Below are 14,693 nucleotides of genomic sequence, written 5' to 3'. Positions count from 1 at the left end.
ATTATATGTAGTAAATTAGGCTCAACATCGTAATCAGTGCTTGATTATTTAGTTAAGCCGATTACGATTGCATTCTACTAAAATCCCGGTCTTATAACGGTCACGATTACGTGTGAAGTAATGCCTGCGTTGATAAGCCTTGATACGATTATGTCGACCTTCTACGGTTGCATTCGTCCATCGACAACGATGGTAATTGATGATCTCATTTTGCCAATTACGCATCGTTTTCAATCCGCTTTTAACAGCTTCGTGGTCGATCTTATCACCCTGTGCACACCAACGGTTGAATCCAAGTATTGCAACTTCGATATTCGGTGAATAGTTATACCAAGTCGTAAAATCTTCTTTCCATTCCCAGCAACTTCGCAGGAGCGGAGAGTAACCGAGCAATTCTTCCAGCGTTTTCTTACTTTCAGTAGATAGAGATTCCGCTTGGGGATTTAAGAGACGGTGGTGCGCTTTGAGCCATGCTTTTGCCCGTGGTGAAAGCTTGGTCTGTATCGTTTTACGAACCTCTTGTAGTGCTTCAATGACATAGCCGTGGACATGAAAGCGATCAGCGATTCGGATTGCTTTCGGAAAACATTCACTGATCCATGTGTGGTAGGCTTTAGCCAAATCCATCACCACCGCTTTTGGCGTAAGTAGCATGAAATCCGGATGGCACTTCGCATAAGCTCGTAAATCCGTTAGTTTTCGTCCAGGCAACAAATCAAGCATCATCTCTCCCTTAAGGTCATGAATGCCGGTATTGTAGGTATGTCCCTTTTTGATGGCGAAGTCATCGACGCCTAAAACCAAGCCGTTGCTTGCTTTCGCCTGTCCCCACGCCTGTTTGGAAAGACGTTCACTTTCCACAGGAACCGCCTCGTTGTGCATCCGTTGCACGGTACTGGCGGGTGCTTGCTGCATACGGGCGCTATGTGCTGCGGTTGAGCCAATGGCTTGCTCGGCAGCTCGTGCTCGAAAGAGGTTGCTGTATCGTCTTTTAGGCCCAACAAAGTCATACACCCAAACAAAACCGACATTACAATGCGAACACTGCATGCGGATGGTTGGAACCAAGAGGTATACGATCTTCTCAAACACTGAAAGGTGCCGTACGGTACGCATGTCATTGCTTCCTTTACGAGTGACGTATTCAGCGGAGCGACAAATTGGGCAGCATTGTTTTGGGGCTACCGGTGATGCTTCTATATGAATTTCATCTGCGTTCATCCGTATAATCTGTTGGATCTGTAGTTCTGGTATGTCGAGCATTTCATTGATATACTTAGTCTGCATCTGCTTATTCCTTTGTTGTTGGGTCGGACTTACAACATTACAGGATGAGCAGATGTTTTTCCATTTTCAACCTTGGATTATTTCGTCAAGCACTGGTTTTGGTTTTGAGCCGTAAATTATATGTAGTAAATTATATGTTATGTCATTAACCGATGAACTGAGGCTGAAGTATATGGAGTTTGTAATAAACATTAATCGGTAGTGATGAATTTGAGGGAGTGAAGAGGAGCTTACTAAATTCAAGATCTGATTAATTTATTGTATAAAAAAAGCTTGGAACAGGAGTTCCAAGCTTCGGTAAAGATCTTAACGGTTGTAGAATTCGACGATTTGTTTCTCATCGATATCTTGAGACAATTCAGCACGTTCAGGGAAACGAATGAATTTACCTTCTAAAGCAGTGTCATTGAATTCCAAGTAACCTTGAAGGTGTGTACGGTTCTCAAGAGCTTCTTTGATAGAAGAAAGACCACGACTTTTTTCACGAAGTCCGATAACATCGCCTGTATTCAACATGTAAGAAGCAATGTTTACTTTCTTACCGTTTACAGTGATATGACCATGTGATACCAATTGACGAGCACCTGCACGGGAATTCGCGAAACCTAGACGGTAAACCAAGTTGTCCAAACGGCTTTCTAGTAGGAACATGAAGTTCTCACCTGCGATACCTTGCATTTTTTGAGCTTTGTTAAATAGAGTTTTAAACTGTTTCTCACCCAAGCCGTACATGTGACGCAGTTTTTGTTTCTCAAGCAACTGCATACCGTAGTTGCTGATCTTTCTGCGTTGATTAGCGCCGTGTTGACCCGGAGGGAAAGGGCGTTTCAAATCTTTACCTGTACCACTTAGTGAGATGCCTAGACGGCGACTTAGTTTAAATTTAGGACCAGTGTAACGTGCCATTGTATAGTAGACTCCTTTATAATTGAAATTCTGTAGGGTTCTATTTGTGCCGTATTTTGTTTCGTGTGTGCTGCGGCTCATGGGCCCAAAGCACAACTGACATGAAAGTTCAGCCGCTGTCTTGTCAGTAACAAAGTACGTGAGGGTGACACAACGTTACGCCCAAATTCTCGAACAAAAAATCGCTTGTTCAACAACTAATTCTAAATGATAGAGAAGGTAAAAGTCAAGTCTCAGTGTATTCGAAAAAAGACTAAATTTGTCGATAGGGCTTTGGTCCCAAAAACATAGGACAAAAATATGAAATGTAGGTGCAAATATAGTGTGAAGAGAGTAGAATATGATTATTGTATATGTATTCTGTATTATTATGTCTAATCAAATTACTTTAGGGTTGGGTTGATCGTTATTACGAAATTTAATAGAGTGACATACAGATAACCCTTTCAAACTAGTGTAAAGGAGCAATATGCTTATGTCCGAAAATCAAAGTGACGTTTCAAAGCATGAGAGGTTACTCAGGGATAGTATTATAGAGGAAGACTCCTTGGAATCAGTTAATTTCTGGATGCGTAATTTGGACATTACGACATATGATTTGCCATATATCCATGTGCTTTTAGCGAAAAGTTTCTTGGATTGGCAGGAGATGTCATCTGCATTGCCTATGATGAAACATTCGTCGTGGACCATTTTACGATATGATGGTACTTGGGCAGCTGGAGATGTTTCCATATCGGACTATCTGAAACATGATGCTCCCCAGTTGTTGGAAGAATGTCTAAGTAATAAAACAAAGATTATGGATGAATACAAAGAGCAGCACTCCATCGGATTATTTCCTGTATTCACACGTGGATATCAAGAAATCTATGCCATTATGGTGTGTGTTCTTCCTAAATCAAGAATTGAAAACGGAGAAATGGAAATCATTACATCGATGTCGATTCTTTTTAACAGCTGCTTTTATAAAAGATTTGAATATGTATTTGTGGAAGATATGATGAGCGAACAAAAGAAGGCCAATGATGAAGCAGCTCGTACCGCAATCTTATATCAAATTGTAGAACGAATGCATGATCATATTGATGTTGACATGTTACTTACAGAAGTACTAGATAGTATTGCCTTTCTTTATCCTGGAGCCTCGCTACAATTGTTTATGTCACAAGATCATCATAGTGATAACCCACGTGTGAAACCACTCATTCTTCAAACATGGGAAGACGATGTAAGAGTTCGCACCTTCAGGGATGGTAAATTGACCATTCAAGAATCCAAATTTGAGAACGGTGACGACAAGCTGGAAATAGGATTTCCACTTGGAGGTACACAGGGCGTGTATGGTGTTTTCTATTTGCTTGCTGGGAAAGACTTTCTGAAGGAACTTGATTTACAGTTAGTGACAACCTTAGTCGATACTGCGGGGAACGCCTTTGAGAATGCAAAATTATATGAGCAATCCAAATTACTTATTCAAGAGTTGCGTTTGATCAATGAATTAACACAACGTGTAAATCAAAGTCTTCGGTTGTCCGAAATTTATAAATTTTCAAACGAAGAGTTATTAAATATTTTCAAAGCAGATTATTGTTGTATTCTTCAATATAATAAAGGGTTGGACGTATTAGAAGTCGTGTCCTGTAATGTGCCTTCTTTAGAAAAAGAAGTGTTTGATAAGGACTATGGTTTTGGTGGGTTGGTATATGGAAAAGGTGAACCTGTTATTTTATCTGATTATAGAGTGAACATGAGGATTCCTTCTATATTTATGGAACATACGGGTGCCGAATCATTGATTGCAACTCCACTTATTGTTAAAGGAGAAGTGATTGGAGCCATACTGCTAGTTCATCATAAGTTACATTTCTTCACCTATGAGAATTACCGGTTATTACAAACCTTATCCAATCATATTGGACTTTCTGTGAGCAACGCATTGCTACACGCTGAGGTAAAACGTATGGCAAATCGTGATGTATTAACAGATCTTTATGCTCGTCGTTACCTAGATGAAGTAATACATAGCAGGCAAATGCTTGATTTCTGCGGCTCGTTAATTGTGGTGGATATTGATCAATTTAAACAAGTAAATGATAAGCACGGACATCAACAAGGGGACAAAATTCTTAAACAGGTCAGTGGTATTATTAAAAGCTCTATCCGACAAACCGATCTTGCAGCACGCTGGGGTGGAGAGGAACTGGCTATATATTTACCACAACTTGGGGTAAGACAAGCAATTGTGGTTGCGGAAAGAATTCGTAAACGGGTTGAAGAAGAGACAGAACCTCTTGTGACTGTGTCCTGTGGCATATCAGAATGGATTTGGATGGATGAGTTAGTAAGTGTTGATGCTTTGTTCTACATGGCAGATATGGCGCTCTACCGAGCTAAGAATAATGGGCGTAACCAGATTCAAGTTGAAGATGGAAACGTATAACGAAGGTACCTTTTTTAAAAAGGTACTTTTTTTGTCTGCATACAGGCTAATGGAAACATTTATAATCCAGATGAGAATGGGAACGATATAGTATAACAAACATGTCATACCCTTAATAACAAAATATTGTGGAAATTCGTAGATGAGGAGCTAATCATGATGACATATCGTGGGCGGACATGGGGAATGTGTATCTCCATCGTAGGGCTATGCTGCATTTTATCTGGATGTAACTTCTTCTCAACCACTACCTCTCCAGAAGAACAGTTCCAAATCTCTGTAAGTGGATTAGCGGGAACGGAGGCACTTACTTTTATGGGGGAGGCTGCATTAAGAAGAAATGAACAACGGCAATTCGAACAACATTTTGCCTATGAAGGAAAACTAACTAATCATGACCAGCTGACTATGCAAAATATATTACCTGTTCAAAGTGCCAGCAAAAAGAATATGACCTCAGTTCAAGAAAAGGTAAATAAATCTGCAGATTTTCTTCATATGAATGGAGAGTGGGTTCATACATCAAGTACGACTGATCAAGCGGATCAGGTGCTTATCCGGTTTAATCCTCTAGATCAGTTAGAAGAGATCAGTGGCTACGGCAAGGTCATTACAGAGGAAAGAGGAGCTTCTCGAGGGACTAGAGTCCTTCGTATTGAACTGAAGCCAGAAGATGCTCTGAAGTGGCTGGACAAACAATTAAGTAGTGAAATGAATGCCCTAAGACAGGAATTAGTCGAGCAGAGAACATTATATTCTTCAAAAGTTCGCTCTGAACTTGATGGGATTTGGAAGAAAGGAGATGAGCAACTTCAGGCGATGTTGAAAGAGGCTAAAGTGGGTACAATTTATCATATGACTATAGATCGTACAAGTAATCTCCCAATCAGACTTACTTCCGAGAGTAACATGTCCTATTTGGATCAGGAAGGGATAGAGCAGATTGAATCCATAGTGAATGATGTTTCTTTTCAACTCTAATCTCTTTAGGAATCGTTCATCTACTGCTGACTTGACACTTTGATCATGATACAATGTTCTATGAATTAACCGTCGTTCAAAAAAAGATATGGATTGACATCGAGGAGGAGAAACAAGTTATGCATGATCCTAGAATTCAAAAACTTGCTAAAAATTTGGTTGGATATTCTGTGAATGTACAACCTGGTGAAAATGTACTAATTGAAATGATCGGTAGTGAACGCGATCTGATGAAAGCCATTATAGAAGAGGTAGCCAAAAAAGGCGGAAACTCTTTCGTTCAACTTACGGATAAATCAGTTCAGCGTACCATGTTTACTCATGCGACAAAGGAGCAAATGGAGACTTGGGCAGAGCTTGATTTGGAGCGTATGAAGAAAATGGATTGCTACATTGGTATTCGTGCAGGAGAGAATGTAAATGATCTGTCTGACGTACCTGAAGAAAAAATGAAATTATACAACTCTATCTATAATCACAAAGTACATAGTCAAGAGAGAGTTAACAATACGAAGTGGGTAGTTCTTCGTTACCCTAACGCAAGTATGGCTCAATTGGCTAACAAAAGTACGGAAGCCTTTGAAGACTTCTACTTTGACGTATGTAATCTTGATTATGGAAAAATGGACGCTGCTCAAGATCCACTTGCCGATCTAATGAGAAGAACGGATAAAGTCCGGATCTCAAGTCCAGGTACGGATCTTACGTTCTCTATTAAAGGAATTGGTGCTGAGAAATGTTCAGGAGAGAAGAACATTCCTGACGGCGAAGTATATAGTGCGCCTGTGCGTAACTCTGTAAATGGTACGATTAGTTACAATACACCAACTGTATACAATGGTATCTCTTTCGAGAATATTAAGTTTACCTTTAAAGATGGTAAAATTGTGGAAGCGACAAGCAACGATACAGCTCGCCTTAACGATATTTTAGATTCTGACGAAGGTGCACGTTACATTGGTGAATTTGCAATTGGCTTCAATCCATATATCCTTCATCCCATGAAAGATATTCTATTCGATGAGAAAATTGCAGGGAGTCTTCATTTCACCCCTGGTCAAGCTTATGATGTTACCGATAATGGAAACAACTCATCCATCCATTGGGACTTGGTATTGATTCAACGTCCTGATTATGGCGGTGGAGAGATTTATTTCGATGATGTTCTTATCCGTAAGGATGGATTATTTGTCATTCCGGAACTTCAAGGATTAAATCCAGATCAACTTAAATAACATAGAAATGACTTGCATCAGAAAGCGGATTCAAGGTATCATTAAATATGTAAAATAATAACGATAAATAATACAAGTTACGGAGGGATCCTATGTCCAGTAACAATGCAGCGGTTGTAGAAATTGCTCAAACAGCAGGTAAGTTCAGTTCTTCCATCGTACTTCAAGCAGACAACAAGTATATCGATGTAAAGAGTATTTTGGGCTTATTTACTACGCTTGTTAGCCATAAGGATTATGAATTACATGTTCATGGTCCAGATGCAGATGAAGCGAAGGCAGCTATGACAGAAGTATTTGCGAAACATGGTTTGCAAATTGAAGTCATCACTGACTAATAGGAGCGAAAGCACCTTTACTTGTATAAGTAAGGGTGCTTTTTTTTCGGGGTTCTTGTATTGACACGTATTTTCGACTAATATTAAGAATAGAATTAAAGCGGTGACTTTTGGACATAGGGGGAAGAGACATGACTTCGTCTGATTTACAGGACCATTTGAATCTCAAAGCGATTAATCTTCTACAAGAAGATGCAGATAAAATTCAAAAACTTATTGAAGTACAGATGGAGAACTTGGCAACGCGTTATTGCCCTCTCTATGAAGAAGTACTGGATACACAGATGTATGGTTTCTCAAAAGAAGTAGACTTTGCAATACGTATAGGTTTATTAGAGGAATTTGCGGGTAGACAGTTGGTTAGTCAGCTTGAGCGTAATTTGGCCATTCTATATGAAGCCTTAAACAACAAAGAGTAGCCTGTGGAACCACAGGCATACATAGAGTTAAATGCATGCCGAGTTTACGGACATGCATTTTTTTTGATTACGTACAAGTTTCACTTGAATCAATTATACGCTGAGACTTTTTAGACGAGAAAAAAAGATACGCCCAGAATAATATATACGGCTATGAGTAGAAGCCCTTCATACCAATTCGTTGATCCATCTTGGATAATAGATTTTGCAATGAACACGGCGACAGCAATAGCAACTAATTCGATAGAGGTGAACACAATATCCATTGTATCGCCCATGAAATAACTAATGAAGATAAGTACAGGAGCTACGAATAGAGCAATCTGTAGACTACTTCCCACAGCTATTTCAACAGAGGCACCGATCTTGTTCTTCATAGCTAGCATGATCGCAGCACTATGCTCGGCAGCATTCCCGATAATGGCTACTAAGAAAGCTCCAACAAATATCTCACTAAAGCCAAAACGTGCGGTTATGGAATCCAGTGTACCTACAAGCCATTCACTAACAAACGCAACCATAACGGTGGCTACGATAAGGTATATGACGGATTTGCGCTTAGACCAATGAGCTTCACGTTCATGAGGAAGCTCCTCTTGAGTTTCATCGGTGACGTCGGATAAATACTTTTTGTGTGTGATCATAGAGAACAGGAGCCAAGCGAGATAGGCCAAGATTAGAATGCCTGCTACAACTAGGCTTAGTATGGAAGTCTCCTTCTCTGTAATCACGTGTGTATTGAAGAAAACAGCGGGTATAAACAGAGCAATCACAGCTACAATCATGAGAGACCCGTTCAGTCCAGCGAGCGATACGTTGAAATTCTGTACTTTGAATTTTAGTCCGCCTGCAAAAAGACTTAGACCAAGAACTAAAAGAAGGTTACCAATGATCGAACCCGTTAGACTGGCTTTCACCATATCGTATAGACCTTCTTTAACAAGGAAGATCGCAATGATAAGTTCAGCCGCATTTCCGAAGGTTGCATTAAGAAACCCACCGAGTCTTTGACCTGCATAATGAGCAACATTTTCAGTAGCTTTCCCTAGAAATCCAGCAACGAATACAACCGCAATGGCGGAGAGTATGAATTGGAGTGTAGGATCCCATCCAGCATAATGACCCACTGCGCTCAAGACAAACATAATGATAAGTAGGGATGGATTCATCCATTTTTTCATTTCTAACACCTCAAAAGTTTATGTATTTTCAAATTCCTTTAAAATATACCCATTTAGTGGGGTGTTGTAAACATTTTTTGGAATATAAGAAAGTATAAGTTTCACTTGAATCAATTTCATAATCACCGATGCATCTAAATCGACTAGCGTAATTATGAATTTGATTCTTGATACTCTATTCCTTATATTTCCGCTGAAACGGGTGCCATCTTTGAATAAAAGATGGCAGTGTCGATTCAACTTGTAAATGACTATTTGCTTTTAGATCCTTTTGGATTTACAATAACGAATAATGAGGTATAAGGGGGGGATGGGCATGACGGAACAACTTCAACTGGAAATGGGAAATATACGGATTTCGAATGATGTCGTCTCGAAGATTGCCGGCATGGCAGCACTGGAGACACCAGGTATTGCTGCTATGTCTGGAGGACTGTCCGAAGGATGGGCTAAACGTCTTAGTGGGAAAAACGTACAAAAAGGGGTCACGGTAGAAGTAGGACAGCTAGAGGCTGCTATTGATTTACGAATTATCGTGCTCTATGAAACACCTATACATGAAGTATGTCGTATGTTGCAACAGAATGTACGTGAAGCTGTAGAGACGATGTCAGGTCTACATGTGGTCGAAGTCAATGTCAAAGTCGAAGGCGTTGCCTTTAAAGATGACGAGATTGGCATGTAGTTATCTTGTTCTCATGGGTATGGTTTTCTGACATGAAGTGATTACACACAAAAAGACTACCGGGATGCCCGGTAGTCTTTTTGTGATTTAATATATTCTTGTTTTATAGGTTTATTGCTCTCACGCGAAATACTCAACACAATACCCATACTTATTAACATGACCAGTGTAGATGATCCACCATAACTAATGAATGGTAGGGTGACACCTGTAAGTGGAATGGTCTGAGTAACCCCGCCGATATTAATAAATGCTTGAATAGATATGAGTCCCATGACTCCAATCCCTACCAACGTTCCGAAGGGGTCTGGACATCGCAGTGAAACTAGAATACCTCTCCAAATGAAATATAAATAGAACAAAAGGAAGAAGGCAGTACCGATGAATCCAAATTCCTCACCAATAACGGAAAAGATAAAGTCATTGTATGCGTTCGGAAGGTAATGGAGTTTCTGAATACTTTGACCAAATCCAGAACCTGTTGCTCCACCTTGTCCTATAGCCGTTAGAGATTGAATTAGATTATACCCCGTATCTTGGGGGTCTTTCCATGGGTCTAGAAAAACAGTAAAACGATCTTTCTTATAGTCTTTCTTATAGTTCTGATCAACAGAACTTGCAGTGTCGGAATGAGATAGAGTGTCAATGAGTGTGCTCACTCCGAGCACAAGACCGGCACCTAGAACAAATAGTCCGACAGATCCCATAATATGCTTCATGTTAGCCCCACCTGCATAGATGATAAGGCCACAGGTACCAACTAGAATCATGCAAGAACCTAAATCGGGTTGCAGCATGATTAGCCCTGCAACACCCCCTGCAATCATGATTACAGGAATGAACCCTTTCTTAAGGTTCCGTAATCGTTCACCTTTTTTGGTGATCAGAGCCGAAAGGTAAAGTATGGTTGCAAGCTTAGCAAACTCGGTAGGTTGGATGCTGAACGGTCCGAATTGGAACCAGCTCCTAGCTCCATTTCGCAAGTCTCCGAAATAAGGTACTAGAATCAGCATTAGAATTGTCACAATAAAAAAGGGAATAAAGAGTTTCTTGTACTTATTATAAGGAATATTCATGGTGATAAACATAAGGGAAATACCTAGAACAACAGATATGAACTGACGTTTCGTGAAGAAAAGAGCATCATAGTGATACGCCTCTTTGGAAACGGCAAGACTTGAGCTAGCACTGAAAACCATGAGGAGCCCAAATCCGACGAGTAGAAGTGTGAGGATAAGTAACTGGAAATCGGGCATCCCCTTCTTGGGCTGGGGCTTATTTTCCTTCATCATTGGATTACCACGTTATGCTTCAAGAGTTGCTTTGAACTGTTGCAATTTCTTATTAGCAATCGCTTGGATAGGCCCAGGAATAGGTGTTTCATAATCCAGTCCATGAGGAAATGTTCCTTTACCCATGTATACAGCTTCTACAGCAAGAATCGTATCCGGTTGCTCTAATTTGCCCTCGATTGCACGTGTGTTTATACGTACAAAGTACTCCTCCTGGTTGTTCTTATCTTCGATTTTATACTCATATGTAGCACGGTAATACTCCCATTGCCAACGGAAAAACCCTGATTTCTCTGCGGATTCATCCATATAAGCTAAGTCACACTTTAGCCCATCTAGTCCTGTATTCTCAATAATCATCGTTCATTCATCTCCTTATTCATCAACCTCTAAAGCTCTTTATTCATGATATTATGTTTCGGTAACTTGTGCAAGCAAGGATAGAGGTGAATACCCACTCTGAAGCTAATTCTGATACAATGGAACAAGAAAAGAAATAAGCGCTTTCGAGAGAGGAGAAGCATGAAGATGAATCAGGGAATTTACCATATCCTCATGCTCAGCTAGTAAATCGTAAGATACATAAGCTATAAAGATAGCGTATAAGCTCATGGACTATTGTTATGCCAACGGCAGGGGCTCATAGCTAAATTAGTGGATAAGGGCTTTAGATTAAATATATGGAATAGGAGCGGATGATGATGATTGAAGAAATGCTTCTAAATGAAATAGAAAATAAAATGATACAGTGGAGAAGATTTTTGCATCGTCATCCTGAATTGTCTTATCAAGAAAAGAATACATCTGAATTCGTAGCTACAACATTGCGCGAACTAGGTATTGACGTGCAGACGAACTTCGGGGGCGGTCACGGTGTGGTAGCAACCCTGAAAGGAGAACTCCCTGGAGGGAAAGTTGCGCTACGAGCAGATATGGATGCTCTGCCTATTCAAGATGAGAAGCAATGTGATTATGCTTCAGAAGTGAAAGACGTTATGCATGCTTGTGGCCATGATGGTCATACTTCCATATTGTTAGGTGTGGCATCCTATTTCAGTCAGCGTCGAAGTCAGGTTCGAGGGGACATTGTATTTATATTTCAGCCAGCAGAGGAAGTGTGTCCTGGGGGTGCTCAGGGTATGATTAAGGGTGGTGTATTGAATGGCGTGGACGTTATCTATGGCATTCATTTGTGGACTCCCCTACCATTAGGAGTAGTTGGGAGCGTTGCAGGTCCTTTTATGGCAGCGGCTGATGAATTCTTTATTGATATTATCGGGAAGGGTGGACACGGAGGAATTCCTCATGTGACCATCGATAGTATTGTTGCTGGTTCGGCGCTCGTGATGCAATTACAAAGTATTGTTAGTCGTTCGACAGATCCTCTTCTACCAGCGGTTGTAACTGTGGGGACCATCAAAGGGGGGACTGCACAGAATGTGATAGCAGAGAAATGTCAAATTTCTGGCACGGTTCGAACTTTCGATGAGAATACAAGAGACCTAATTCGGCAAAGAATTGAATCGATGACATCTCTAACGGCTCAAGCCTATGGTGCAGAAGCTTCTGTTGACTATGTAATGGGATATCCCCCACTTGTAAATGATGCTTATGAAGTGCAACGTTTCTTTGATGAAGCGGAGAAAATATTTACATCGGGTTGTGTCCAGACACTACCCAAGCTTATGCCGGCAGAGGATTTTGCTTATTATGTTCAAGAAATACCTGGGTGTTTTATGTTTGTAGGTGCAGGGAATCCGGATAAAGGAATGAACTATCCGCATCATCATCCTCTCTTTGACTTTGATGAAGAAGCTATGACGCATGGGGTTAAACTTTTTGTAGCCATGGTAGAATCATATTTGTCACAATCACAAGAAGGAAAATAAATGAATCAATCCTCTAATGTTGAAGTTTAGTGGTGTCGTATTGCATGATCCTCTCTGATTTGGGAAAAGATACTTCTCAAGAGAGGGATGTTCGATGGAACTCGATATCCATGCATGGAGTAAACGGTATCCTATTCTTTATCCTCATTGGATAACAAGAAGCCCATCTCTAGTACCTCTAGAGATGGGCTTCTTCTAAATATTAAGAAAGTATATTGATACTTTCTTATATTTCTGCTGAAATGGGTGCCGTCTTTGAAAAAGGACCGCATTGTCGTTTCTACTTGTATTGAAGCTATAGATCAATATTCGAATCAATGAATGATTAGGAGGAACTAGGGATGGATAACAGTAAACCAGGTATTGTACAGCGTGATCGTACAGTTCTGCTAGAATGCGGTCATCCCGCATTTGATGAAGCGCGTGAGCAACTTTCTTGTTATGCAGAATTAGTAAAGAGCCCTTCATCTTTTCATACATATCGCATTACGCCACTCTCTTTATGGAACGCTGCTGCTCTAGGATGGTCTGCAACGAAAGTTCTTGAAAGTCTTCAATCGATGTCGCGATGGGATGTACCCTTAGGATTGATACAGGACATTCGAGAACTCGTCTCCCGTTATGGCAAGCTCACCCTTGTAGCGGATCGGGATGTTCCATATCAACTTATTCTGAAGAGTACAGACTCACAAATGATAGATGAAATTATTGAACGGACGGGAATGCTTACCATGAGCATACGTCGAGTCTCTATGACGGAATTGGCCATACATGCAGCTCGGCGCGGATGGCTCAAACAAGAATTGACAAGACTAGGATATCCGATTCTTGATCTGGCTGGTTATGATGCTGGTCAAGCGTTATCATTTTCTTGGAAGAAAGATGGGAATGGACAGACATTTCAATTACGCGATTATCAGACGGATGCACTCCAAGCTTTTGAGGGCCTTACGGGTAGTGGAGGCAGTGGCGTAGTAGTTCTTCCCTGTGGAGCTGGTAAAACGGTCATTGGGATGGCTGTGATGGAGAGATTACAATGTGAGACATTAATCTTAACGTCCAACACAACGTCAGTGAGGCAGTGGATGGATGAGCTACAACAGAAGACAACATTACAATGTTCTGACATAGGTGAGTATTCTGGACAAAAGAAAGAGGTTAAACCTGTAACGGTGGCAACCTATCAGATTCTTACCCATCGACGCACAAAAGACAGCGAATTCGAACATATGAAGTTATTTAATGAACGACAATGGGGTCTCATTATATATGATGAGGTCCATTTGTTACCGGCTCCCGTATTTCGGGCTACGGCTGAAATTCAGGCGACACGTCGCTTGGGACTAACAGCTACATTGGTTCGTGAAGATGGGTGTGAGCAAGATGTGTTCTCCTTAGTAGGACCGAAACGGTATGATATGCCTTGGAGACATTTGGAGTCGCAGGGTTGGATTGCTAAGGTTGACTGTGTTGAGATCAGAGTACCAATGACTAATGAGATGAAGGATACTTATCACTGCGCGGAGGGGAGACACAAGTTTCGGATCGCAGCGGAGAATCCAGCTAAATTATCTGTCATTCAACGTATTGTACAGCAACATTCCCAGGCTGGTATTCTTATTATCGGCCAATACTTAGATCAATTGGAATGGATTGCTGACGCTATTCAAGCACCACTGATTACGGGGAAAATGTCGCAGCAGGAACGGATTTTTTTATATGATTCTTTTAGAAAAGGGAAGGTGAGAATTCTTGTAGTGTCCAAAGTGGCTAACTTCGCTGTAGATCTGCCCGATGCGTCCGTGGCGATTGAAGTGTCTGGGAGTTTTGGATCTCGCCAAGAAGAAGCACAAAGATTAGGTAGAATTCTACGTCCTAAAGCTACAGATAATAGCGCTTATTTTTATACGATTGTAACAAAAGACAGTAAAGAAGAGGATTTCGCCATTCAACGTCAGATGTTTCTCATTGAACAAGGGTACGAATATACCATTCAGACCTAGAGGTTAGCAGGCAGATTGAATCGTAACAGCTGAT

Annotated in this window: 13 protein-coding genes; 8 read left to right on the top strand and 5 right to left on the bottom strand. The window is 40.8% G+C overall.

Going from position 1 to position 14,693, the window contains the following annotated elements; genetic code table 11:
* Positions 1 to 48: 48 nt before the first annotated feature.
* Together AC1D7X_RS01845 and rpsD are read right to left on the bottom strand one after the other, a co-directional pair.
* A complete protein-coding gene (locus AC1D7X_RS01845) occupies positions 49 to 1,287 on the bottom strand; it encodes an ISL3 family transposase (RefSeq protein WP_495474538.1) in 1,239 nt (412 codons plus the stop codon).
* Between the two features lie 306 nt (positions 1,288 to 1,593).
* Entirely contained in the window at positions 1,594 to 2,193 is a 600-nt protein-coding gene (gene rpsD, locus AC1D7X_RS01840) for a 30S ribosomal protein S4 (protein WP_495454321.1), read from the bottom strand.
* Between the two features lie 475 nt (positions 2,194 to 2,668).
* Between rpsD and AC1D7X_RS01835 the strand changes: the two genes are divergently transcribed.
* The 5 genes from AC1D7X_RS01835 to AC1D7X_RS01815 all read left to right on the top strand — a co-directional run bounded on the left by AC1D7X_RS01835 (position 2,669) and on the right by AC1D7X_RS01815 (position 7,609).
* Complete coding sequence (locus AC1D7X_RS01835; RefSeq protein WP_495474537.1) at positions 2,669 to 4,636, top strand: sensor domain-containing diguanylate cyclase; 1,968 nt, start codon at positions 2,669 to 2,671, stop codon at positions 4,634 to 4,636.
* Between the two features lie 156 nt (positions 4,637 to 4,792).
* On the top strand, positions 4,793 to 5,617 hold the full coding sequence (locus AC1D7X_RS01830; RefSeq protein WP_495454323.1) for a hypothetical protein: 825 nt from the start codon (positions 4,793 to 4,795) through the stop codon (positions 5,615 to 5,617).
* Positions 5,618 to 5,736: 119 nt separating this feature from the next.
* Positions 5,737 to 6,852: an aminopeptidase gene (locus AC1D7X_RS01825; protein ID WP_495454324.1), complete on the top strand. Its 1,116-nt coding sequence runs from the start codon at positions 5,737 to 5,739 to the stop codon at positions 6,850 to 6,852.
* A 92-nt stretch (positions 6,853 to 6,944) separates the two neighbouring features.
* Positions 6,945 to 7,190 (top strand): HPr family phosphocarrier protein, encoded by a 246-nt coding sequence (locus tag AC1D7X_RS01820; RefSeq protein ID WP_495454325.1) that lies wholly within the window; start codon positions 6,945 to 6,947, stop codon positions 7,188 to 7,190.
* A gap of 131 nt (positions 7,191 to 7,321) precedes the next feature.
* Positions 7,322 to 7,609, top strand: a complete 288-nt coding sequence (locus tag AC1D7X_RS01815) for an Fpa/YlaN family protein (protein ID WP_495454326.1) — start codon at positions 7,322 to 7,324, stop codon at positions 7,607 to 7,609.
* 110 nt (positions 7,610 to 7,719) lie between these two features.
* Here AC1D7X_RS01815 and cax read toward each other — a convergent pair whose 3' ends face one another.
* Positions 7,720 to 8,790 (bottom strand): calcium/proton exchanger, encoded by a 1,071-nt coding sequence (cax, locus tag AC1D7X_RS01810; protein WP_495474536.1) that lies wholly within the window; start codon positions 8,788 to 8,790, stop codon positions 7,720 to 7,722.
* 316 nt (positions 8,791 to 9,106) lie between these two features.
* Between cax and AC1D7X_RS01805 the strand changes: the two genes are divergently transcribed.
* Positions 9,107 to 9,475: an Asp23/Gls24 family envelope stress response protein gene (locus AC1D7X_RS01805; RefSeq protein WP_495454328.1), complete on the top strand. Its 369-nt coding sequence runs from the start codon at positions 9,107 to 9,109 to the stop codon at positions 9,473 to 9,475.
* A gap of 56 nt (positions 9,476 to 9,531) precedes the next feature.
* Here the strand turns inward: AC1D7X_RS01805 and ftsW are convergent, their stop codons facing one another.
* Both ftsW and AC1D7X_RS01795 read right to left on the bottom strand, forming a co-directional pair.
* Positions 9,532 to 10,764, bottom strand: a complete 1,233-nt coding sequence (ftsW, locus tag AC1D7X_RS01800) for a putative lipid II flippase FtsW (protein ID WP_495474623.1) — start codon at positions 10,762 to 10,764, stop codon at positions 9,532 to 9,534.
* A gap of 15 nt (positions 10,765 to 10,779) precedes the next feature.
* Entirely contained in the window at positions 10,780 to 11,127 is a 348-nt protein-coding gene (locus AC1D7X_RS01795) for a YugN family protein (RefSeq protein WP_495454329.1), read from the bottom strand.
* A gap of 341 nt (positions 11,128 to 11,468) precedes the next feature.
* Here AC1D7X_RS01795 and AC1D7X_RS01790 point away from each other — a divergent pair, with 341 nt between their 5' ends.
* A complete protein-coding gene (locus tag AC1D7X_RS01790) occupies positions 11,469 to 12,656 on the top strand; it encodes an amidohydrolase (protein ID WP_495454735.1) in 1,188 nt (395 codons plus the stop codon).
* A gap of 341 nt (positions 12,657 to 12,997) precedes the next feature.
* Positions 12,998 to 14,659, top strand: a complete 1,662-nt coding sequence (locus AC1D7X_RS01785; RefSeq protein ID WP_495474535.1) for a DNA repair helicase XPB — start codon at positions 12,998 to 13,000, stop codon at positions 14,657 to 14,659.
* Positions 14,660 to 14,693: the final 34 nt, after the last annotated feature.

Source organism: Paenibacillus sp. Y568 (assembly GCF_059445545.1).
This window is presented reverse-complemented; position numbering and strand designations above follow the sequence as displayed.